At 73.1% G+C, this 21,531-nt stretch carries 19 protein-coding genes; 11 read left to right on the plus strand and 8 right to left on the minus strand.

The window, feature by feature from the left end:
• Positions 1-13 precede the first annotated feature (13 nt).
• From AC4MBH_RS23055 to AC4MBH_RS23070, 4 genes are all read right to left on the minus strand, one after another.
• Positions 14-514 carry a hemerythrin domain-containing protein gene (locus tag AC4MBH_RS23055; RefSeq protein WP_491797753.1) on the minus strand — a complete coding sequence of 167 codons (501 nt, stop codon included), beginning with the start codon at positions 512-514 and terminating at the stop codon, positions 14-16.
• A 97-nt stretch (positions 515-611) separates the two neighbouring features.
• The gene (locus tag AC4MBH_RS23060; RefSeq protein WP_491797754.1) at positions 612-1,319 is read right to left on the minus strand and encodes a hypothetical protein; all 708 of its coding nucleotides are present in this window, start codon (positions 1,317-1,319) and stop codon (positions 612-614) included.
• A gap of 278 nt (positions 1,320-1,597) precedes the next feature.
• Positions 1,598-2,380, minus strand: coding sequence for an ABC transporter permease (locus tag AC4MBH_RS23065; RefSeq protein ID WP_491797755.1), 783 nt, complete (start codon positions 2,378-2,380; stop codon positions 1,598-1,600).
• 4 nt (positions 2,381-2,384) lie between these two features.
• A complete protein-coding gene (locus AC4MBH_RS23070; RefSeq protein WP_491797756.1) occupies positions 2,385-3,128 on the minus strand; it encodes a hypothetical protein in 744 nt (247 codons plus the stop codon).
• A gap of 109 nt (positions 3,129-3,237) precedes the next feature.
• Between AC4MBH_RS23070 and AC4MBH_RS23075 the strand changes: the two genes are divergently transcribed.
• The 5 genes from AC4MBH_RS23075 (at position 3,238) to AC4MBH_RS23095 (ending at position 8,467) form a co-directional block, all read left to right on the plus strand.
• Positions 3,238-4,320: an ABC transporter substrate-binding protein gene (locus AC4MBH_RS23075; protein WP_491797757.1), complete on the plus strand. Its 1,083-nt coding sequence runs from the start codon at positions 3,238-3,240 to the stop codon at positions 4,318-4,320.
• Positions 4,317-5,174: an ABC transporter permease gene (locus AC4MBH_RS23080; RefSeq protein ID WP_491797758.1), complete on the plus strand. Its 858-nt coding sequence runs from the start codon at positions 4,317-4,319 to the stop codon at positions 5,172-5,174. The genes AC4MBH_RS23075 and AC4MBH_RS23080 overlap by 4 nt, the downstream gene beginning before the upstream one ends.
• Complete coding sequence (locus AC4MBH_RS23085) at positions 5,150-5,992, plus strand: ABC transporter ATP-binding protein (RefSeq protein ID WP_491797759.1); 843 nt, start codon at positions 5,150-5,152, stop codon at positions 5,990-5,992. The genes AC4MBH_RS23080 and AC4MBH_RS23085 overlap by 25 nt, the downstream gene beginning before the upstream one ends.
• On the plus strand, positions 5,989-7,347 hold the full coding sequence (locus AC4MBH_RS23090) for an LLM class flavin-dependent oxidoreductase (RefSeq protein WP_491797760.1): 1,359 nt from the start codon (positions 5,989-5,991) through the stop codon (positions 7,345-7,347). Before AC4MBH_RS23085 ends, AC4MBH_RS23090 begins: the two co-directional genes overlap by 4 nt.
• A 67-nt stretch (positions 7,348-7,414) precedes the next feature.
• Entirely contained in the window at positions 7,415-8,467 is a 1,053-nt protein-coding gene (locus tag AC4MBH_RS23095; RefSeq protein WP_491797761.1) for an aldo/keto reductase, read from the plus strand.
• 57 nt (positions 8,468-8,524) lie between these two features.
• On the opposite strand, the gene AC4MBH_RS23100 is transcribed toward AC4MBH_RS23095, so the two are convergent.
• Positions 8,525-8,920, minus strand: coding sequence for a cupin domain-containing protein (locus AC4MBH_RS23100; protein WP_491797762.1), 396 nt, complete (start codon positions 8,918-8,920; stop codon positions 8,525-8,527).
• A gap of 76 nt (positions 8,921-8,996) precedes the next feature.
• Between AC4MBH_RS23100 and AC4MBH_RS23105 the strand changes: the two genes are divergently transcribed.
• Together AC4MBH_RS23105 and AC4MBH_RS23110 are read left to right on the plus strand one after the other, a co-directional pair.
• Positions 8,997-11,087, plus strand: a complete 2,091-nt coding sequence (locus AC4MBH_RS23105; RefSeq protein WP_491797763.1) for a hypothetical protein — start codon at positions 8,997-8,999, stop codon at positions 11,085-11,087.
• Positions 11,088-11,125: 38 nt separating this feature from the next.
• Complete coding sequence (locus AC4MBH_RS23110; protein WP_491797764.1) at positions 11,126-12,163, plus strand: alcohol dehydrogenase catalytic domain-containing protein; 1,038 nt, start codon at positions 11,126-11,128, stop codon at positions 12,161-12,163.
• A 33-nt stretch (positions 12,164-12,196) separates the two neighbouring features.
• On the opposite strand, the gene AC4MBH_RS23115 is transcribed toward AC4MBH_RS23110, so the two are convergent.
• Complete coding sequence (locus tag AC4MBH_RS23115) at positions 12,197-12,877, minus strand: response regulator transcription factor (protein WP_491797765.1); 681 nt, start codon at positions 12,875-12,877, stop codon at positions 12,197-12,199.
• Positions 12,874-14,061, minus strand: a complete 1,188-nt coding sequence (locus AC4MBH_RS23120; protein ID WP_491797766.1) for a sensor histidine kinase — start codon at positions 14,059-14,061, stop codon at positions 12,874-12,876. Before AC4MBH_RS23120 ends, AC4MBH_RS23115 begins: the two co-directional genes overlap by 4 nt.
• 211 nt (positions 14,062-14,272) lie before the next feature.
• Between AC4MBH_RS23120 and AC4MBH_RS23125 the strand changes: the two genes are divergently transcribed.
• The 3 genes from AC4MBH_RS23125 (at position 14,273) to AC4MBH_RS23135 (ending at position 16,540) form a co-directional block, all read left to right on the plus strand.
• Positions 14,273-15,208, plus strand: a complete 936-nt coding sequence (locus AC4MBH_RS23125) for an ABC transporter ATP-binding protein (RefSeq protein ID WP_491797767.1) — start codon at positions 14,273-14,275, stop codon at positions 15,206-15,208.
• Positions 15,208-16,056 carry an ABC transporter permease gene (locus tag AC4MBH_RS23130; protein WP_491797768.1) on the plus strand — a complete coding sequence of 283 codons (849 nt, stop codon included), beginning with the start codon at positions 15,208-15,210 and terminating at the stop codon, positions 16,054-16,056. Before AC4MBH_RS23125 ends, AC4MBH_RS23130 begins: the two co-directional genes overlap by 1 nt.
• Positions 16,057-16,120: 64 nt before the next feature.
• Positions 16,121-16,540, plus strand: a complete 420-nt coding sequence (locus AC4MBH_RS23135) for a nitroreductase/quinone reductase family protein (protein ID WP_491797769.1) — start codon at positions 16,121-16,123, stop codon at positions 16,538-16,540.
• Between the two features lie 56 nt (positions 16,541-16,596).
• Here AC4MBH_RS23135 and AC4MBH_RS23140 read toward each other — a convergent pair whose 3' ends face one another.
• On the minus strand, positions 16,597-19,635 hold the full coding sequence (locus AC4MBH_RS23140) for an amidase family protein (RefSeq protein WP_491797770.1): 3,039 nt from the start codon (positions 19,633-19,635) through the stop codon (positions 16,597-16,599).
• Positions 19,636-20,159: 524 nt separating this feature from the next.
• On the opposite strand from AC4MBH_RS23140, the gene AC4MBH_RS23145 reads away from it, so the two are divergent.
• Positions 20,160-21,530, plus strand: coding sequence for a GntP family permease (locus AC4MBH_RS23145; RefSeq protein ID WP_491797771.1), 1,371 nt, complete (start codon positions 20,160-20,162; stop codon positions 21,528-21,530).
• Position 21,531: the final 1 nt, after the last annotated feature.

The following is a 21,531-nucleotide window of genomic DNA, read 5'->3' on the forward strand; positions in this document are numbered from 1 at the left end:
CGGCCCGAGCGGGCTACTTGATGACGGCGTCGACAGTCTTCTTCAGCGCGCTCGGCTGCGAGGGCCGGGTCGGCGCCTTCTTCCTGGCGTCCAGCATCTCCTGGCCGATCTCCTGCAGCACCTTGCGGCTGAGCCCCTCCCGGACCTCCGGGAACCACTCGTCCTCCTCCTCCTCGATGTGGTGGCGCACGTTCTCGATGAGGACGGTGGTCTTGGCCGTGAACCGCTCGGCGTCCGGCGCCATCGCGGCGAGCTCCATCACGATCACGTCGGCGACGTGGTGCTCCTCGTAGGACTCGAGCACGTCGTCCTCGAGGTCGGGCAGCAGCTCACGCACCCGCGGGTACATGACCTCGTTCTCGATGTAGGTGTGCACGGTGAGCAGCTCGATCATCTTGTCGACGAGCTGTCCCTTGCGGACGTGGGCGTCGGGGCCGAGCTTCTCGAAGTCCTTGAAGGTCTTGAGGATCTCCTTGTGGTCGTTCTTGAGCAGCACGATGGCGTCGGTCGACATGGTGTCTCCGTCCCGTCTCGGTCGTTCGCGGCAAGCTGGTGCCTCGACGCTAGGGAGCCGGGCGGCGGGCCTGATACACCCGCACGGACCCAGCACGCTAGATCCCGCCGGTGCCCCAGGTCTCCATGACCAGGTCGGCGATCATCACGGCGTCGACGCCGGCGCGCGTCGCCGCGTCCTCGATCAGCGCGAGCGCCGCGTCGGGGTCGAGGCGGCGCGTCGCGGCCAGCTGGCCCACCGCCTGGCTGATCCGGAGCTGGCGACGCAGGACCTCGGGCGCCCGCTCCGCCTCTCGGCGAGACGTGAAGTCGAGGTCGGCGTTGGTCACCGCGCCGCCGGCCCAGGCGCCGAACACGTTGGCGACCTCGTCGTGGTGGCCGTCGAAGGCGTGCGGGACGGCGGCGTAGAGGTTGACGCTGCCGGTGACGACGTCGTGGTCGGTGATCGGCAGCGTCAGCGTGCTGGCCACCGCGCGGGCGGCGGTGGCCCGGGCGAAGAGGTCCCAGCGCTGCTCGTCGGTCGGGTCGCCGGCGTCGAAGGTGATGCGGTGCGCCTCCGCGGCCGCGGCGACGCAGGGTCCGTCGTCGACGTACTGCACGCCGTCGAGCGCGGCGACCTCGTCGTCGGTCGCGACCAGGGTGAAGGCCACGCCCTCGCGCACCATCGCCAGCGTGATGCCGGTGCAGGTGGGCACGATCTGGCGCACCTCGTCGGCCGACCGGGTCAGCTGCTCGACGAGGTCCTCGTCCACCCCGAACGGTCCGAACTCGTCGACGGCCTCCTGGGTCTCCCGGAGCGGTCTCATGCCACTACCCGTACCCAGATGGGCGCCTCCTGACGGCCCTCGACGGGGTGAAGCCTCGATCGGGGCTGGTCGAGCCGGGCGAGCGCCAGCGAGCCTGGGTCGAGACCCGGCGAGGTGACCGCCCTGCGGGGGTCTCGACTCGTGGAGACTTCGTCCCCGCGGCTCGACCACCGTCGGTGATCGGCCGCCGTACGACGGCCCCGTCGGCGACTGACGCTGGTCGAGCCGGGCGAGCGCCAGCGAGCCCGAGTCGAGACCCGGTGAGGTGCGCACCGCCGTCAGGCCGGCAGGTCGACCAGGTCGCGGCGGCGTACTCGCGCCGTCGCGACCAGGTGGAGCACCAGCGCGCAGGTGACGGCCTGCGTCGCGACCAGCCCGACCAGCACCAGCACCTGGGCGGCGCCGGCCTGCGCGGCGCTGCCGCCGCCCAGGAGCACCCCGACGAACGCACCGGGCAGCGTCACCAGCCCGACGGTGCGGGTCTGGTCGAGCCCGGGCAGCAGGGCCTCCCGGGCGGTGCGCTGCACGAGCAGGAGGACGGCGTCCGCGCCGCTCATGCCGAGCGCGAGCGCGGCCTCGTAGGCGCCGCGCTGGGCCAGCAGGTCGTCGGCGGCCCGGCGTCCGGTCAGGGTGGCGGCGGTCATCGCACCGCCGATGACGATGCCGGCGAAGGGCACGATGCCGACGCCGTTGCGGGGGAGGACCCCCGACCCGACCGCGAGGGCGATGACCGGCGCCGCGCCGGCCACGATCGCGAGCCCCACCCACGCCGTCTGCGCCCGGGTCACCCCGAGCCGCCGGCCCGCCGTGAGCGTCGCGACGACGAGCATCACCGCGACGAACGCGAGCGCGCCGGCGACCGACTCGAGCGCGGCGGCCAGCAGCAGCGAGACCACGGCCAGCTGCGCCACCGCCCGCGCCACCGCGGTGACCTGCTGCCGCCCGGTGCCGAGCCCGCCGAGCCACGACGCGCCGACCGCGAGCACGAGCAGGACGACGAGCACGACGGCGAGCCGCACGTCGACGTCGGGCGCCACGGCCAGGGGCGGCGGGTACGGCACCCGGTCAGGGTCCCACGGGCGGCCGGCGCCGCTCGACGGACAGCGTGACCCAGTCGTGGTCGGAGCCGGTGGTCTCGCGGCGGATGACCTCGAGCCCGCCGACGGCGGTGAAGGCGGCCGGGTCGAAGCAGGCGCCGTCCCAGCCGTGCGGCACGTAGGTCAGGCCCATCGCGGCGAACGCCCGGTGCGGGGAGTGCCCCCACGCCTGCGCCACCGTCGTCACCGAGCCGCGCGGCACGCGGAAGTTGAAGTCGCCGCCGCCCAGGAGCGGCCAGCCCGCGGCCCCGTGCCGGATGAGCAGGGCGCGCTCGGCGCGCACGTGGGCGCGGTACTCGCGGGTGCCGCGCGCCAGCGGCCGCACGCCGCCGCGGGGCCCCTGCACCCAGGCGTTGCGGTGCGTCGAGTAGGCCAGGGCCCGCACCCCGCCGGGCAGCACCACCCGCGCCCACGCACCCCACCGGTCGTGCGCCATCACCGAGCGAGGCACGGCGGCCGACATCTGGACGACGTCGCTGTCGACGACCTCGACGTCGTCGCGCACCAGCAGCCCGACCTCGCGGCTGCCGTGGGTGGGGCCGTCGCGGCCGACGTAGGTGTAGCCCGGCACCGACCGCACCACCGGCTCCCAGCTGCGCGAGACCTCGCACACCGCCACCAGGTCCGGCCGCCCGGCGACCAGCGTGACGGCATCGGCCTGGGGTTGCCGGTTGCGCACCGACAGGTTCGCCACGCGGACGGCGTACGTCACCCGCACATGCTGGCAGGGACCTGGTGACCCTCGGCACGGTGACTTGATAAGTAACTCAAGTGGGTTTATACAGTTACCTGACTTCGATTCCGTTCCCCGAGGAGACCCCGTGCCCGAGCACCGCACGACCCTGCGCCGGCCGCGCCGCCGACCACGCGTCCTGGCCCTGGCCGCCACGTTCGCGACCGCCCTGCCCTTCCTGCTCTCCGGCTGCGGCTCCGAGGACGAGGGTCCCCGGCTGGAGCTGACCGCCGCGATCCCCGACGACGTGCCCGACGACGTCGTGCTCCGCGTCGGTGACCCGGCGACGCAGGTCGCCCTCGAGCTCTCGGGCCTGGAGGACGAGCTGCCGTTCGAGGTCGAGTGGGCCAACATCAGCGGCGGACCCAAGACCCTGGAGGCGTTCCGCGCCGACGCCATCGACGTCGGTGCCGTGGCCGACATCCCGCCGCTGTTCGCGCAGTGGACCGGCACCGACGTCAAGATCATCGCGGCCCGCTACACGGTCGACCCGCTCGAGCACCCGACGTACGAGCTGGGCATCGCGCCGGGCGTCGAGGTGGCCGACCTCGCCGACCTCGAGGGCAAGAAGATCGCCTACAGCCCCGGCCAGGCGCAGGGCGCGATCGTCCTCAAGGTCCTGCAGGAGGCCGGCCTGACCCAGGACGACGTCGAGCTGGTCGAGATGGCCAGCGTCGACGACGTCTACGTCAACGCCCTCGGCAGCGGACAGGTCGACGTCGCGCCGCTGGGCCAGACGCTGGTGCCGCCGTTCCTGGCCAAGTACGAGCAGGACGGCGCCACGACCATCTCGCCCGGCGTCCGCGACGACTTCTGGCACCTCTACGTGCCCACCGAGGTGCTCGAGGACGCAAACAAGGCCGCGGCGCTGAAGAAGTACACCGAGGTCTGGGCCGAGGCCGTCGACTGGGTCAACGAGAACCCCGAGGAGTACGCCCAGGGCTACTACGTCGAGCACGAGGGCCTCTCCGAGGAGGACGCCGCCTTCCTCGTCGACGCGCTCGGGGACAAGGAGATCCCCACCGACTGGGACGCCGTGATCACCGAGCACCAGGCCGTCGCCGACCTGCTCGCCACCGAGCAGGGCCACGAGCCGCTCGACCTGAACGACCTCTACGACCGGCGCTTCGAGCCGGGCGCCGAGGCCCCGGCCGAGGAGGACGCCGCATGAGTGTCCCCACCCTCGACGCCCCGGGTACCGCACCCGGGTCGCCCCCGACGTCGCCCGGCGCGGACGACCGCGTCCGGCTCCGGCGGCTCGGCCCCGGCAACGGCGTCCCCGGCGGCATCCTGCTGGGCCCGGTGCTGCTGCTCGGGGCCTGGATCATCGGCTCCGCCACCGGCCTGCTCGACGAGCGCACCCTGTCGGCGCCGTGGACCGTGGTGTCCACGGCGCGCGACCTGTGGGCCGACGGCCGCCTGCAGGACGGGCTGGTCACCTCCGCTACCCGCGCCTTCCTGGGTCTCGGCCTCGGCATCGCGGTCGGCCTGGTCCTCGCGCTGGTGGCCGGGCTGTCCCGGCTCGGCGAGAGCGTCATCGACGGGCCCGTGCAGATCAAGCGGTCGATCCCCAGCCTGGCGCTCATCCCGCTGCTGATCCTGTGGTTCGGGATCGGCGAGGAGATGAAGGTCTACACGATCGCCCTCGGCGTCCTGGTGCCGATCTACATCCACACCCACAACGGGCTGCGCAGCATCGACAGCCGCTACGCCGAGCTCGCCGAGACGACCGGCGTCGGCCGGGTGGCGTTCGTGCGGCACGTGGTCATCCCCGGCGCGATGCCGGGGTTCCTCCTCGGGTTGCGCTTCGCGGTCACCTCGGCGCTGCTGGCGCTCGTCGTGGTCGAGCAGATCAACGCGACCAGCGGGATCGGCTACATGATCACGCTGGCCTCCAGCTACGGACAGACCGACGTGATCATCGTCGGCCTCGTCGTGTACGCCGTCCTCGGCCTGCTGGCCGACGGCGTCGTACGCCTCATCGGAAGGAAGGCGCTGACATGGCGACGGACACTCGAGAGCTGACCGGGCTCGGCGGGTCGGCGACGGCGCCGGCCGTCGAGGTCACCGGGCTCCACCGCAGCTTCAACAAGGCCGGGGGCGTGCTCAACGGCCTCGACCTGCAGATCGCGGAGGGCGAGTTCGTCGCCCTCATCGGGCGCAGCGGCAGCGGCAAGAGCACGTTGCTGCGTGCACTGGCCGGGCTCGACCGCGGCGTCGACGGCTGGGGCACCGTGCGGGTGCCGGAGAAGGCGTCGATGGTCTTCCAGGACTCGCGGCTGCTGCCCTGGCGCCGGGTGCTCGACAACGTCGTCCTCGGCCTCGACGGCGCCGACGTGAGGAAGCGCGGCCGCACGGCGCTGGCCGAGGTCGGCCTGGCCGGGCGTGAGCGGGCCTGGCCGCACGAGCTGTCCGGCGGCGAGGCCCAGCGCGCGGCGCTCGCACGGTCGTTGGTGCGCGACCCGCAGCTGCTGCTGGCCGACGAGCCGTTCGGGGCGCTGGACGCCCTGACCCGGCTCAACATGCACACCCTGCTGCGCGCCCTGTGCGAGCGGCACCGGCCCGCGGTGCTGCTGGTCACCCACGACGTCGACGAGGCGATCGTGCTGGCCGACCGGGTGATCGTGCTCGACGGCGGCGTCGTGCAGAGCGACGTACCGGTCGAGCTCGGGTCGCGGCGCGACCCGGCCGCCCCCGGGTTCGCGGCGCTGCGCCGCCGTCTCCTCAACGCCCTGGGCGTCGACGTCGACGACGACGGGCTGGTGCACGACCCCGACCCCGACGACCTCGCCGGCAACCGTCCCGACCGCAGCCACGGCGTCGACCGCAAGGAGGCCTCATGAGCGACGCGACCCGCAGGACGCAGCTGCACCTCAACGCGTTCCTGATGAGCACCGGCCACCACGAGGCGTCGTGGCGGCTGCCCGAGAGCGACCCGACCGCCAACACCGACGTGCACCACTACGTCGCGATGGCCCGCACCGCCGAGCGCGGCCTGATGGACTCGGTGTTCTTCGCCGACTCCCCGGCGTTGTTCAGCGACGTCGGACGCCGTCCCGCCGGCTCGCTCGAGCCGACGGTCCTGCTGGCCGCGATGGCGATGGCCACCGAGCGGGTCGGCCTGATCGCGACGGCGTCGACGACGTACAACGAGCCGTTCAACCTGGCGCGGCGCTTCGCCTCGCTCGACCACCTCAGCGGTGGGCGCGCGGGGTGGAACATCGTCACCACCGCCACCCTCGACGCGGCGCGCAACTTCAACCTCGAGGAGCTGCCCGGCCACCGCGAGCGCTACCGCCGGGCCGAGGAGTTCGTCGAGGTGAGCGCCAAGCTCTGGGACAGCTGGGACGACGACGCGGTGCTCGCCGACAAGGCGGCCGGGCGCTGGGGCGACGGCGACCGGGTGCACCCCGCCGCCCACCGCGGCCAGTACTTCGGCGTCGCCGGGCCCCTCAACGTGCCGCGCTCTCCGCAGGGCCGCCCGGTGCTGGTGCAGGCCGGGTCGTCGGAGGACGGTCGCGACTTCGCCGCCCGGCACGCCGAGGCCATCTTCACCGCGCAGCAGACGCTCGCCGACGCGCAGGCGTTCTACGCCGACGTCAAGGCCCGCGCCCGCCGCCACGGCCGCGACCCCGGCACCCTCAGGGTGCTGCCGGGCATCGTCCCGGTCATCGGCAGCACCGAGGCCGAGGCGATCGCGCTGGAGCGGCAGCTCGACGAGCTGATCCGGCCGGAGTACGCCCGCGACCAGCTCGCGCGCACCCTGCGCGTCGACCCGGTCGACCTGGCGCTCGACCAGGAGCTGCCCGCCGACCTGCCCGACGAGGACGAGATCGAGGGCGCCAAGTCGCGCTACACGCTGATCGTCACCCTCGCCCGGCGCGAACGGCTCACCGTGCGCCAGCTCATCGGCCGGCTCGGCGGCGGCCGCGGCCACCGCACCTTCTCGGGCACGCCCGAGCAGGTCGCCGACGCGCTGGAGGAATGGTCATCGGCCGGCGCCGCCGACGGCTTCAACGTGATGCCGGCGGTCCTGCCCTCGGGCCTCGAGGTCTTCGTCGACCACGTGGTGCCGGTGCTGCAGGAGCGCGGTCTGTTCCGGCGCGAGTACGCCGGCCGCACCCTGCGTGACCACTACGGGCTCGACCGCCCCGCCCCTGTCCGCTCCACTCTTGCCACCGACCAGGAGATCGCATGAGCACCCCACGACGTTCCTCGCCTCCCCCGCTTCGCTCCTCCGCCGAGCAACGCCGAGGGGACCCCGCATGACCGACTTCACGACGTACCGCCCGCTCGGCACCACCGGCGTCCGGGTCAGCCCGCTGACCCTCGGCGCGATGATGTTCGGCGCCTGGGGCAACCCCGACCACGACGAGAGCACCCGGATCATCCACCGTGCGCTCGACGCCGGCATCAACGTCATCGACACCGCCGACGTCTACTCGCGCGGTGAGTCCGAGGAGATCGTCGGCAAGGCGATCAAGGGACGCCGCGACGACGTCGTGCTGGCCACCAAGTTCCACGGCGCCATGCACGACGACGACCCCAACCAGGCCGGCAGCTCACGGCGCTGGATCGTGCGCGAGGTCGAGGCCTCGCTGCGGCGCCTGCAGACCGACCACATCGACCTCTACCAGGTGCACCGCCCCCGGCCCGAGGTCGCGATCGACGAGACCCTCGGTGCGCTGACCGACCTGGTCCGCCAGGGCAAGGTCCGCTACGTCGGCACCTCCACGTTCCTGCCCTCGCAGCTCGTCGAGGCGCAGTGGGTGGCCGAGAAGCGCCAGCGGGAGCGGCCCGTCACCGAGCAGCCGCCGTACTCGATCCTCGCCCGCGAGGTCGAGCGCGACGTGCTGCCGACCGCCCAGAAGCACGGCATCGGCGTCCTGCCCTGGAGCCCGCTCGCCGGCGGCTGGCTCTCCGGCCGCTACCGCCGCGGCGAGGCGCCGGCCGTCACGTCGAGCCGCCTGCAGCGCCAGCCCGCCCGGCACGACCCGTCGAGCCCCGAGAACGCCGCCAAGCTCGACACCGTCCACCGCCTCACCGACCTCGCCGACGAGGCCGGCCTGTCGCTGGTCCACCTGGCGCTGGCGTTCGTCCTCGAGCACCCCGCGGTCTCCTCGGCCATCATCGGCCCCCGCACCCTCGAGCAGCTCGAGTCGCAGCTCGGCGTGGAGAAGGTGACCCTCTCGCGCGACGTGCTCGACGCCATCGACGAGATCGTCCCGCCCGGCACCACCCTCAACGACGCCGACCGCGGTTACGCACCGCCGTGGCTGACCGACGCGACGCTCCGCCGCGGCGGTCACGGCCGGTAGTCGCTCCCCGGCCACCGTCGGTCAGCGTCGACCGGCGGTGGTCGAGGAGGTGTCGGTTCAGGAGCCGGCCGGCACGAGCTGCCCGCGCAGGTGGTCGATCACGCGTCCGTGCGCGACCTGGGGAGAGAACAGGACGATCTCGGCGTCCGTCCGGACCGCGACGCTGTGTCCCGCGGGCCAGAAGAAGACGTCTCCCCCGGTGACCTGCTCCACCTCGCCGTCGCGGTAGCTGACGACGACCTCGCCCGCGATCAGGTAGCCCCAGTGCGGTGACTGGCACAGGTCGCCCTCCAGACCCACGAGCAGGGGCGCGATGTCGGTGCCGGCGGCGAGGGAGAAGTACTCCGCCCCGATGGCCTCGTCCGCGGCGGTCGAGCCGAAGTCGGGCAGCTGGCGGGCGACCGCACCGGGCACGTCGATGCGGGTGGGGATCTGGTTCTTGGGGAGGTGCATGGGTCGGTCCTCTCGTCGGGACGGACGAGGCGTCCGTCGACGACCAGGGCGTGACAAGCGGTGTCACAATGCGACGGTGACCGACCTGAGGGCCGCGCGAGCGGCACTCGAGCACGGCGACTGGCCCGCCGCCCTCGAGGCGGTCGGGCGCGACCGCTCGCCGTCCGACGGCCCGGAGGCGCTGCAGGTGCGCGCGCAGGCGGCGTACGGCGTGGGTGAGCTCGAGCTGTCGATCGGCTCCTGGGAGGACCTCTACACCCTCCGCCTCGGCGAGGGTGCGCAGGCGGAGGCGGCGTGGGCGGCCGGCATGGTGGCGATGTTCCTGATGATCGACACCGGCCTGATGGCACCGGTGCGCGGCTGGCTGCGCCGGGCCGAGCGGCTCCTCGCGGACCACCCGGAGGCACCCGCCCACGCCGTCGTCGCGATGACCCGTACCTACGAGCGCGTGATGTGCGGTGACCCCGTGGGTGCGATGGCCGCCGCGGCCCGGTCGATCGAGCTGGGCCGGCGCCTCGCCGTCCCCGCCGCGGTCACGATCGGCCAGACCGCGACGGGCCGCGTGCTGATCGCGGAGGGACAGGTCGCCGAGGGGCTGGACCTCCTCGACGAGGTCGCGGTGCAGCTGATGTCCGACGACGTCGATCCGTTGACGACCGGGATGATGTACTGCGAGCTCATCTGCGCCGCGCAGGGCCTGGCCCTGCACGACCGCGCCCGCGAGTGGACCGAGGTCATGGAGCGGTGGCGCCACGGTTCGGCGTACGGCGGGATCCACGGCCGCTGCCGGGTGCACCGCGCCGAGATCCTGAGGGTGACCGGCCCGTGCGACCTGGCCGAGGCAGAGGCGCTCGGCGCCTGCGAGGAGCTGCGGCCCTGGATGAGGCGCGAGTTCGGCTGGCCGCTGGTCGAGCTGGGCAACATCCGACTGCGCAAGGGTGACCTGGACGGCGCGGAGGAGGCCTTCCTCGCCGCCCACGAGCACGCCTGGAGCCCGCACCCGGGCCTGGCTCTCCTGCGCCTGAGGCAGGGAGACGCGGCGGCGGCCGCCGACCTGGTCGCGAACGCGATCGAGCACCCCGTCGAGGTGCCGTGGAAGGAGCGGCCGCCGTTCGGCGACCTGCGTCTGGCACCGCTGTACGACGCCCAGGCCGAGATCGCCGGCGTGGTGGGCGATGCGGCGACCCTGGCGGTCGCTGCGGCGGCGCTGCGCGACGTCGCCGACCGCTACCCGAGCCCGGGACTCGCGGCGGCAGCCGCGCTGGCGACCGCCCGCGAGGCGCTGCTCGCGGGCGACACCGATGCTGCGATCGACGCCTCCTCCGGGGCCGTGGCGGCGTGGGCGGACATGGGTGCGCCGTACGAGACGGCGGCGGCCCGGGTCGTGCTCGGCCAGGCCCACGAACGCAGTGGGAGCACTGCTCGCGCGCGCCTGGAGTGGGAGGCCGCGCTGGCCGGGTTCGTCGGGTTCGGCGCAGCTGGTCGCGCGGCCGAGACGCGCGGCCTCCTGGCGGCCGGGACGCCGGTCGTGGCCGCCGTCGCGACCGAGCGGGCGGCAGCGGTGACCGCCACGTTCCGCCGGGCGGGGCAGGGTCGCTCGGTGTGCTTCCGGGGTCGGGAGGTGCTGGTGCCCGACCTCAAGGGCCTGCGCTACCTGGAGCGGCTCCTGGCCGAGCCGGGTCGCGAGTTCCACGTCCTCGACCTGGTCGCCGTCGAGCACGGCACGCTGCGTGCGCCGCGCGCCGGGACGCAGACGCACGGCGACGTGACCGTGCCCGACGTCGGCCTGCCGGTGCTCGACGACGAGGCCCGGGCGGCCTACCGCCGACGCCTGGACGAGGTCGACGACGACATCGCCGAGGCGGAGGAGATGCACGACCTGGCGCGGCTGTCGCTGGCGCAGCGCGACCGTGACTACCTGGTCGCGGAGCTGACCCGAGCCGTGGGCCTCGGCGGCCGCGCCCGCACGGTCGGGGGTACGTCGGAGCGAGCCCGCACGAGCGTGGCTCGCGCGCTGCGCTACGCCCTGCGCAAGCTCGGGGAGTCGCACCCCGACCTCGGCACCCACCTGGACCGCACGGTGCGCACCGGGACCTACTGCAGCTACGAGCCGGACCCCCTCGCCCCGGTGCGCTGGGAGCTCGGCGGCGAGGTCGCGCTGCACTGACGTCGCGGGTGCCGCGGGGCGCTTGCGAGGATGGGCGCATGCGCGCAGTCGTGGTCGACGCAGCCCGCTCGCGGCCCGAGGTCCGAGACGTGCCGCAGCCCTCCGCCCCCGCCGGCGGCGTCGTCGTCCGGGTCGTCGCCACGGGGATGTGCCGTAGCGACTGGCACGCGTGGGCAGGGCACGACGAGATCGCGTTCCCGCACGTACCCGGCCACGAGCTCGCCGGCGAGGTCGTCGAGGTCGGCACCGGCGTCGACCTGTGGCAGGTCGGGGACCGGGTCACCGTCCCGTTCGTCTGCGGCTGCGGTCGCTGCTCCTGGTGCCGCAGCGGCAACGCCCAGGTCTGTCCCGACCAGCAGCAGCCGGGGTTCACCCACTGGGGCTCGTTCGCCGAGTACGTCGCCCTGCACGCCGCCGACACCAACCTGGTCGCCGTCCCCGGGTCGGTCGGCTTCGCGACGGCGGCCGGTCTCGGCTGCCGGTTCGCCACGGCGTACCGCGCGCTCGTCGGGCGAGCACGGGTCACCGAGGGCGAGTGGGTCACGGTCATCGGTGCCGGCGGCGTCGGCCTCAGCACGGTGATGATCGCCCGCGCCCTCGGCGCCCACGTCGTCGTGGTCGACCGCAACCGGGCGGCGTTGGCGGTGGCCGCCGACCTCGGCGCCGACCACACCCTCCTTGCCGACGGCACGGACGTCCCCGCGGCCGTCGGGGACCTCGTCGTGGGCGGCACCGACGTCGCGATCGACGCCGTCGGCAGCGAGCAGACCTCCGCCGACGCCATCCTGAGCCTCCGTCGTCGCGGCCGCCTCGTCCAGGTCGGCCTGCTCCCGCCGGTCGGCGGGCACCCGAGGGTGCCGATGGACCGCGTGATCGCCTGGGAGCTCGACGTCCTGGGCAGCCACGGGATGGCCGCGGCCGACTACCCCGACATGCTGGCGCTGATCGAGGACGGGTCGCTGCAGCCGCACCGGCTCATCGAGCGGACCATCGGTCTGGACGACGCCGCGGTCCTGCTGCCGGGGTTCGACCAGGCCACCGTTGCCGGCATGACGATGATCGACCCCCTGCGCTGAGCGCCCGCTCTGCGTCGCTCCGAGCCTGGTCCCTCAGGGCTTCGGCGCCGGCCGGATGAGACCGCTCTGGTAGGCGGCGACGACCAGCTGCGCCCGATCACGTGCGCCGACCTTCATCATCGCGCGGTTCACATGGGTCTTGGCCGTCAGCGGTGAGACGAAGAGGCGCTCGGCGATGTCGTCGTTGGTCAACCCGTGAGCCACCAGGGCGACGACCTCGCGCTCCCGGTCGGTCAACCCGGGCAGGAGTGCCGGGTCCAGGGCTCCGGCAGCCTCGGTCCCGCCCACCCTCGCGTAGCGGCTGATGAGGGCCCTGGTCGCCTTGGGCGAGAGGAGGGCGTCGCCCGCCGCCAACGTCCTGATCGCCTGCACCAGCTCCTCGGGATCGACGCTCTTGCCGAGGAACCCGCTGGCGCCGGCCTCGACCGCGTCCAGGACGTACTCGTCGAGCTCGAAGGTGGTCAGGATGAGGACGCGGACCCCGGCCATGTCCTCGTCGGCGCTGATCAGGCGCGTCGCCCCCAGCCCATCCATCTCGGGCATCCGGATGTCCATGACGACGACGTCGGCGCGGGTCTCGCGGACCAGGTCGACCGCCTCCCGCCCGTTGGCGGCCTCCCCCACCACGCACATGTCCGGGGCGGAGTCGATCAACGCCTTGAAGCCGGCACGGATGAGCCCCTGGTCGTCCGCGATGACGACGCGGATGCTCACGCCTCCACCCCTGACCGGTCGGGCAGTCGGACCGACACGCGGAAGCGCCCGTCCGGGTCGTCGCGCGCCTCCATCTCCCCGCCCACCGCCGCGACGCGCTCGCGCATCCCGACGAGTCCGAAGCCGGCGTTGCTGGGCGCGTCCTCCGGCGATCCCGACACCCCGGCAGCCGGATTGGTGACCTCGAGGCCGACTCCGGTCGGCCCGTAGCGGATGGTCATGGTCGCCGTCCCGGTTCCGTGCTTGTGGGCGTTGGTGAGGGCCTCCTGGAGGACCCGGTACGCCACGAGGTCTGCTCCCCCCGCCACAGCGCGAGGACTGCCGGACACCGACTGCCTGATGCGCAGGCCGGCGGCCTGGAAGGATGCCACCAGGCGGTGCACGTCGTCCAGACCGGGCGCAGGCGAGTGAGGGTCCACCGCTTCGTCCGGCTGACGCAGGACGTTCAGCACGTCGCCCAGCTCGTCGAGGATCGCCCGCCCGGCGTCCCGGACGTGCTCGATCGCCGTCAGGGCCGCGTGCGGGTCGGCGAGCACGAGATGACGAGCCACCGAGGCCTGGACGTTGACGATCGCCACCCGGTGCGCGACCACGTCGTGGAGCTCGCGGGCGATGCGCAGCCGTTCCTCCGCCACCCGCCGGGCGGCCTCCTGCTCGCGGCCGCGCTCAGCCCGTTCGGCACGCTCCTCGACGGCCACGACGTAGGCACGACGAGAACGGACCGCCGCGCCGACCGCGGCCGCGACGGCGAACGAGGAGATGTACTGGAACGACGTCGGATCGGGCGGCCACGGCGTCGTCACCAGCGCGACGGACACCGTCACCGCCGCGAGCGACGCCACGAAGGCCACTACCGTGCTGAGTCGGTCGTGGGCGACCGCGAACGTGTACAACGCCACGAACGGCGCGAGGACGACCCACGACGCCCCGTCGGCGAGCAGGATGACGGTGACGGCACCCACGACGGTGCCGGCCAGCACGGCGCCGGGTCGACGGCGACGCACACCCAGGAGCGCGCACGTCAGGATCGCGACGACGGCAGCCGCGCCGGACAACGCCGACCCGTCCGGTCGGTCGGGGTCGGGTAGGAGGATCACGATCGGCGCCAGACCCAGCACCAGCAGCGCATCGAACACCGCTGGGTGCCGCCGCTGGAGTGCGCGTAGGTCACTGAGCAGCGTCATGCCCGGAGCCTATGGACGATCCGGGCCCGAGGCGTCGCTCGGCCGCAGTACGCCGTGCGTACTGCCGGCGCAGTACCCGCGGCGCTCGCGAGCCGTGCCCTGCTGCGCCCGTGGCAGGCAGAGGTGTCTGCGGCAGCACGATGCCCGGAGGCACCCCGGACGGCCAGGGTTTCCTCGACGCCGGAAGCTCCGGCCACACGAGGAGAACATCATGATCGAGCTGCAGCACCTGACGAAGCAGTACGGCTCCAAGACGGTGGTGAACGACCTCACCTTCACGGTGAGGCCCGGTGTCGTCACCGGCTTCCTCGGGCCCAACGGCGCGGGGAAGTCGACCACCATGAGGATGCTGGTCGGCCTCGAGGAGCCCACCAGCGGTCGCGCCACCGTCAACGGCCGCCCCTACCGCGAGCACGCCCTGCCGATCCACGAGCTCGGGGTCCTGCTGGACGCCGGGGCGACGCACCCCGGCCGTTCGGCCCGCGACCACCTCCTGGCCCAGGCGCACACCCACGGCCTGCCCGCGCGCCGGGTCGACGACATGCTGGAGCTGGTCGGACTCACCGAGGTCCGCAAGGACCGGGTCGGCGGGTTCTCGCTCGGCATGGGTCAGCGCCTCGGGATCGCCGGCGCCCTGCTCGGAGACCCCCAGACGGTCATGCTGGACGAGCCGGTCAACGGGCTCGACCCCGAGGGCATCCGGTGGATCCGCGAGCTGCTCCGCAGCCTCGCCTCCGAGGGCCGGACGGTCTTCGTCTCCTCCCACCTGATGACGGAGATGGCCATGACCGCGGAGCACCTCGTGATCGTGGGCCGCGGCAAGCTGATCGCGGACCTGCCGGTGGCCGAGCTGATGAGCAGGTCCGTCCGCAGCGTCCGCGTCCGCAGCCCCCGAGCAGCCGACCTGCAGCCGCTCCTCACCGGTGACGGCGTCACCGTGACGACGGAGCCGGACGGATCACTCGACGTCATCGGCCTCACGACCGAGCAGATCGCCGCCCGAGCCAGCGCCGCCGCCATCCCCGTGCACGAGCTGAGCAGCAACCAGGCCTCGCTCGAGGAGGCCTTCATGGAGCTCACCCGCGACGCCGTCGAGTACGCCGGCGACACCACCACCGTCCACCCCACAGACGAGAAGGCAGCCTGATGACCACCCGGACCCTCCCTGGGCGGACCGTGGCCGCTGCGCCAGGCACCCGCCCCCACGCCGTTGCCAGCCACACCGCGATGCGCCACGTCATGCGCTCGGAATGGACCAAGCTCAGGTCGGTGCGGAGCAACATCGTCACGCTCGCTGCGGCGGCAGGCGCCGTCCTGTTCATCGGCCTCATCTTCTCCGCCATGGTCGGCGGGGTGCTCGGCAGGTCACCCATGGATGCCGAGGGTGACTCGGCGGGAGCAGCCCTCGCCGGGGTCCAGGTCGCGCAGCTCATCATCGGCGTGCTCGGTGTCCTCGCGATCACCAGCGAGTACAGCACCGGGACGATCCGGACCACCCTGACGGCGGTGCCGTCCCGGCTGCCCGTGCTCCGGGCGAAGGTCGCGGTCCTGGCCGTCACGACGCTGTCCGTGCTCGGGCTGAGCGCGTTCGTCGCGTTCTTCGCCGGTCAGGCCCTGATCGGCAGCGGCGGGTACGACACGGCGACGCTGGGTGATCCCGGCGTCCTGCGCGCCGTGATCGGTGTCGCTGCCTTCCTGACGGGCACGGCCCTGATCGGTCTCGCGCTGGGCATCATCCTGCGCAGCACGGCGGGGGCGATCTCGGCGCTGTTCGGCCTCGTCTTCGTCGTCCCGGGCCTTGGCATGATCCTCCTCCCCGAGAGCCTGCGGAACGACGTCCTGCAGTACCTGCCGTCCATGGCCGGCAGCTCGTTCACCTCGGTGGCGCCGGAGGCCTCCCTGCTCAGCCCGGCCGTCGGTGCGGCCGTCTTCGCCGCCTGGATCGTCGTGCCGCTCGTGGCCGCCGCCGTCCTGCTCAAGCGGCGACCTGTCTGACCGCACCACCCGAGCCCGAGGACGTCACTGCCTCGGTGCCGACCTCGCGGGGGAAACTGTCGACATGAACGACTTCAACCAGAAGGTCCTCGACGAGTTCCACCGCCGCCACGGGGTCGTCACCGAGGTGGCGCCGTTCGGCGACTCGCTCGTGGTGCTGCACACCACGGGCGCGAGGTCCGGCCAGCCACGGATGCACCCGGTGATGGGGTTGCCGGACGGCGACGGGTGGCTGGTCGCCGCCTCGAAGGCCGGGGCGCCGGACCACCCGGCGTGGTACCACAACCTCCTCGCCCACCCCGACGCCACGCTCGAGACCGGCGACGGCACGCAGCTGCGCACGGTGGAGGTGCGGGCCACCGACCTGCAGGGCGGCGAGCGCGACGCGGCGTGGGAGCGGTTCAAGGCGGCGAGCGACGGGTTCAAGCAGTACGAGGAGCGCACCAGTCGGACCATCCCGGTGGTGCGGCTGTCCCCACGCTGAACGGCGCCGCGGACCGTCAGGTCCGCGGCGCCGCTCGCGATGGGGAAGGGGAGGGGTTACCTCTTCCGCACCCGCAGGGTCAGCGTCCTGCTCCACGTCGCGTCGTACTGCTCACCGGCGACGACGTAGGCGCGGATCTTGTGCACGCCCGGCTTCAGCACCGGCAGCACCACCGTCTTGGCCGAGCCGACCTTGACCGTGCGCAGCACCTTCGCGCCGTCGTGGACGAGCACGGTGGCCGGCGCACCGACCCGCACCGTCATCGCCGCCTTCTGGCCCTGGCGCACCGTGGCCCTGACCAGGCCGACGGCGATGCTCGGGGCGGCGCGGGTGACCTTCAGGGTCGCCGTCGCCGCACTCGGAGCCACCGTCGAGGAGCCGGCGTACGTCGCCGTCACCAGGTGGGTGCCCACCGGCACCGACGCCGGCAGGCGCAGCGTGACGGCACCGTCGGCGAGCGTCCCGGTGACCGAGGAGCCCGCCACCTCCACCGAGACCGTGCCGGTGGCGGCCGGGTCGGCGGCGACGGCGACCGTCGCCGTGGCCGGCTTGCCATACGTCGTCGCGGTCGTGCCCAGCTCCAGCGACGTCACCGACGCCGCGGGCCCGCTCCAGGCCAGCGGCGGGGCGAACTCGGTGTGCACGGCGGCGTCGGCCTGCTGCTCCAGGGCGTAGCCCATGCCGAGCACCTCGGCGTCGTCCCAGGCGCGCCCGACGATCTGGACGTTGTTGGAGTAGCCCTCGCCGCTGGTGCCGATCGGCAGGATCGCGGTGGGGAGTCCGACGGTCTGGGTGATGACGCCGGAGGCGCGGTCGGAGCTGAAGATCGCCGAGGCGGCGTCGTTGTTGCCCACGCTGGTGAGGAACCCCGGGTAGAGGACGGCGTCGACCGGCTCGTCGCCGAACGCCGTGTCCATCCACGCCGAGGCGGTCTGCTTGTAGGCGTCGCGGCGGGCGAGCAGGTTGGTGACGCTGGCGTCGTCCATCGGCTGCGCGGTGTAGTTGCCGGAGACGTTGTAGGGCAGGTTGCGCGGGCTCTCCATCAGCTGCTCGGTGGTCAGCGGGAAGGTCGCCGGCCGCGGCTCGGCGAGGTAGCGCTCCCAGCCCTCGGCGCCGGCGCTGCCGGTCGTCGGGAAGCTGCCGGTGGGCGCGGGCGGAGCAGTCGGGCCGTCGGCGAGCGGCACGAGCCGGCCGCCGGCGGCCTCGATCGCCGCGGTGGCCTGGGTGAGGGCGACGGCCCCGGCGTCGTCGTCGGCGATCGCCGTCGACCGGAACGCCGTGGGCACGAAGCCGATCACCTTGCCTTGCAGGGCATCCGCGTCGAGCGACGACTTCCACTCCGCCGGGCGCAGGGCGTTGTCGACCCGCGAGGTGAGCAGGTCGGCGGGGTCGTTGCCGGTGGTGCGGGTGGCGGTCGCGTCGAGGATCGAGGCGACGTCGGTGACCGACTTGGCGATCGGGCCGGCGTAGTCGGTGGCCCAGGTCAGCGGCATCACGCCGTTGGTGCTGGTCAGGCCGTCGGTGCCACGGAACGTCGTCAGGCCGGCCCCGGTGGCCGGGGCGTAGAGGGAGACGCCGGTCTGGGTGCCCATCGCCGCGGGGGCGAGGTCGGCCGCGACGGCGGTGGCCGAGCCGCCGCTGGAGCCGAAGGAGGTCTTCGACGGGTAGAGCGCGTTCCAGGTCTGCTTGAACCCGCTCTCGCTGAACGAGCCCGAGTTGGCGAACTCCGAGAGGTTGGTCTTGCCGATGATCACGGCGCCGGCGTCGCGCAGCCGGGCGACCTGCCAGGCGTCGGCGCCGGGCTCCCAGTCCTGCAACGCCAGGGTGCCGCCGGAGGTGGGCATGTCCTTGGTGTCGTAGAGGTCCTTGAGCGCGATCGGGATGCCGAGCAGGTCACCGGTGCGGCCCGCTGCGCGGGCCTCGTCGGCGGCCATCGCCTGCGCGACGGCGTCCTTGGCGACGGTGATGAACGACTGGAAGCCCATCGCGCCGCCGTCGTAGGCCTCGATCCGGTCGAGGTAGGCCTTGGTGACCTGCACCGAGGTCACCTCGCCGGCGACGAGGTCGGCCTGCAGGTCGGCGATCGTCTTGCCGGTCACGTCGTAGGCGACGTCGGTGGTGTGCTCCGCCTCGGGCTCCGCCGCCGTTAGCTGCAGCGGCTCGGCGCCGGCGCAGGCGGCGGTGTACGACGCGAGGTCCCAGTTCTGCAGGGTGCAGATCTCGTCGACGGTGAGGCCGGTGAAGTCCGGGTCGGCGGCCAGCGCGGCGGTCGTGGCGTCGATAGCCGGGGCGCCGGTCGTGGCCGGCAGGTCGCCGACGACGACGTACTGCACGAGCGACTCGGTCTCGCCCGGCTCGATCGTCAGCTCGCGGACGAAACCGAGGTCGTTGGCCCGGCTCCCGGTCGGCACGTACGCCGTGGTGAACGGGTCGGACTGCTGGTCGCCGATCGCGTCGACGTCGGCGCCGACCACGACGCCGGTGGGCCGGGTGTTGCCGGGCGTCGTCGCCGCGACCCAGGTGTCGACGGGGTCGACGGCGGTGTCGCCACTGCTGGTCGCGCTGATCGTGGCCTTGTTGGGGCTCGCCGTGCCGGTCGCCGGCGTCGAGAAGCCCGACCCGAGCGACCCGCCGAAGGAGACCTCGACGGTGACGGGCTCGGTCGCGGTGTTGGTGAAGGTGTCGAAGAAGCTGGTGGTGCTGCTGGCCGTCGCCACCTGGACCTTGCGGGAGACCAGCACGCCGCCGAGGCGGACCGATCGCGTCGACCGGTAGGACCCCGGTGCGGCGGGCGTCAGGCCGAACCCGCGCAGCATCTGGCCGTTCATCCGCGGCGCCTCGCCCGAGGACGCGTCGACGTGCACGAACACGTTGCCGAAGCCCTCCAACCGGGAGCCGCTGACGTTGCGGATCGAGCCGGTGTCGAGGCCGGGGCGGCGGGCGTCGTTGATCGAGATGGTCGCGGCGTTGGCGGTGGTGACGGAGGTCAGCGCCTGGGAGGACGGCGTGACCGCGAGCGCGCTGAGGCCGACCGCCAGGGCCGCCGGGACGGCGACGAGGCGGGCGGTACGGCGCCCGGAGGGACGAGTGGGCATGGAGGTAGCAGCGCCTTTCGGGCAGGTGGGTGTGTCGTCCTCCGTTCTAGGTACGCCGCGTCACCGGCCGCGTTCGGTCGCGTTTCCGCTGTGTGACGTTTCAACCACCTCGTGTCGAGGTCTGGCACGGTGTGCGGATCTGTCCAATTATCGAGCACCTGTTCCCACCCGACGACCACCCCGGTGCCGCAGCCGCGTGCATCGACGAGATCGCGGAGGTCGAACGCCTCAAGGCTGCGCTGAGCGCGCGGCAGGCCAGGCTCGTCGCCCGCGTCGCCGACCTCCAGCCTGGCGTCAGCCACCGGAGCCTGGGCCAGCGCCGACGTCGTCGCCGCCCACCAGGTCGAGACCAGGGCCCCGACCGGCCACCGCCACCGCTCCCGCGCGCCCGCGCCACCCGGCAGCGACCCCGGGACCACTACGCCGAACGGCGACCCGGTCTCTACGCCCTGGTCTCCTGAGCCCGTTCGCCGACGGCATCCCCTACGGTGGTGCCGCTCGTCACACGACAGATCGGGATGCCCATGGAGATCGTGCACTCAGCCGTCGCAATCCTGGCTGCGATCGTGCTGATCATCAGGTTCAAGATCGACCCGGTGATCTCGCTGCTCCTGGCGTGCATCTACCTCGGCCTCGCCACGTCGCAGGGTGCCGAGGGCACGGTCTCGCTGATCACCGGGGGGTTCGGCGAGATCATGGCCGAGGTCGGCCTGCTCATCGGGTTCGGCGTGCTCATCGGGGCGCTGCTGCACGCGATGGGCACCTTCGACGACCTGGTGGCGATCCTCGCGCGCAGCGTGGGCGGCCGCCTGCCGTACGCGATGGCCGCGGCGCTCGCCACGATCTTCCCCTCCATCTACGTCGACGTGCAGGTGGTCCTGGCGGCGCCGATGGCCAAGGAGTCCGCGTCCGCCGTCGACCGCCGCCACGGCCTGCCGTGGCTGGCCGGCGCGATGGGCATCGGCATCTTCGCCGGCTACGTCTTCGTGGTGCCGGGCCTCGCAGCGGTCGCCATCGCCGGGTTGATGGACGTCCCCCTCGGCACCTACCTGCTGTACGGGCTGCCGATCGGGTTGGCGACCGCGCTGATCACCACGTTCCTCTTCCGACTGCTGCTCGGCCGGGGCCTCTGGAACGAGAAGACCGACCTCGACCCCGACGCGGTCGTCGACGAGGAGGGCCACCGCCACGGTGAGGCCGAGGCGGTACCCGTCGTCGAGGGCGCGGCCCGGCTGAGCCTGGGGGTGCGGCTGCTGCCGATCCTGGTGCCGCTGGTGCTGATCGCCACCGGGGCCATCCTCGACGTGGCCGACGCCACCAACCCGGTCTTCGACTTCCTCGGTGACGCCAACATCGCCCTGTTCCTCGGGCTGCTCATCGCCTTCGCCATGGTCCGGGCGGCGTCGGGTGCCGAGACGGTCGGCAACGTCCTCGGGGCCGGGTTCCACACGACCGGCGAGATCCTCCTCGTCACCGGCGTCGGCGGGTCGCTCGGCGCGGTCATCTCCGAGAGCGGGATGAAGGAGGTCCTCGAGGACCTCTTCTCCGTGGAGGAGGGCGCCCCGGTGATCCTCAGCATCCTGCTCGCGTGGTTCGTGGCCGCGCTGCTGCACTTCGCCATCGGGTCGGTCTCGGTCGCCGCGATCACCGCCGCCGGCATCATCGCTCCCGTGGTCGGCTCGCTCGGGGTCGACCCGGTCGTCATCGCGCTGGCGATCGCCTCGGGCGCGATGTTCGCCCTGCACGTCAACAGCAACTTCTTCTGGATGTTCACCACGCTGCTCGACCTCTCCACCAAGGGCAGCCTGAAGACGCTGACGCTGGCGACGTCGCTCGGCGCCGTCGTCTCCCTCCCGCTGGTCCTCCTGGCGAGCCTGGTGGCGGCAGCCACCTGAG

The sequence above is a fragment of the Nocardioides sp. WJ219 genome (genome assembly GCF_058559815.1).

Bases quoted from the DNA above. Each gene is read 5' to 3' on its own strand.
- AC4MBH_RS23055 (WP_491797753.1), bottom strand. From the start codon at position 514: ATGTCGACCGACGCCATCGTGCTGCTCAAGAACGACCACAAGGAGATC.
- AC4MBH_RS23060 (WP_491797754.1), bottom strand. From the start codon at position 1,319: ATGAGACCGCTCCGGGAGACCCAGGAGGCCGTCGACGAGTTCGGACCG.
- AC4MBH_RS23080 (WP_491797758.1), top strand. From the start codon at position 4,317: ATGAGTGTCCCCACCCTCGACGCCCCGGGTACCGCACCCGGGTCGCCC.
- AC4MBH_RS23085 (WP_491797759.1), top strand. From the start codon at position 5,150: ATGGCGACGGACACTCGAGAGCTGACCGGGCTCGGCGGGTCGGCGACG.
- AC4MBH_RS23090 (WP_491797760.1), top strand. From the start codon at position 5,989: ATGAGCGACGCGACCCGCAGGACGCAGCTGCACCTCAACGCGTTCCTG.
- AC4MBH_RS23095 (WP_491797761.1), top strand. From the start codon at position 7,415: ATGACCGACTTCACGACGTACCGCCCGCTCGGCACCACCGGCGTCCGG.
- AC4MBH_RS23100 (WP_491797762.1), bottom strand. From the start codon at position 8,920: ATGCACCTCCCCAAGAACCAGATCCCCACCCGCATCGACGTGCCCGGT.
- AC4MBH_RS23110 (WP_491797764.1), top strand. From the start codon at position 11,126: ATGCGCGCAGTCGTGGTCGACGCAGCCCGCTCGCGGCCCGAGGTCCGA.
- AC4MBH_RS23120 (WP_491797766.1), bottom strand. From the start codon at position 14,061: ATGACGCTGCTCAGTGACCTACGCGCACTCCAGCGGCGGCACCCAGCG.
- AC4MBH_RS23125 (WP_491797767.1), top strand. From the start codon at position 14,273: ATGATCGAGCTGCAGCACCTGACGAAGCAGTACGGCTCCAAGACGGTG.
- AC4MBH_RS23130 (WP_491797768.1), top strand. From the start codon at position 15,208: ATGACCACCCGGACCCTCCCTGGGCGGACCGTGGCCGCTGCGCCAGGC.
- AC4MBH_RS23135 (WP_491797769.1), top strand. From the start codon at position 16,121: ATGAACGACTTCAACCAGAAGGTCCTCGACGAGTTCCACCGCCGCCAC.
- AC4MBH_RS23140 (WP_491797770.1), bottom strand. From the start codon at position 19,635: ATGCCCACTCGTCCCTCCGGGCGCCGTACCGCCCGCCTCGTCGCCGTC.
- AC4MBH_RS23145 (WP_491797771.1), top strand. From the start codon at position 20,160: ATGGAGATCGTGCACTCAGCCGTCGCAATCCTGGCTGCGATCGTGCTG.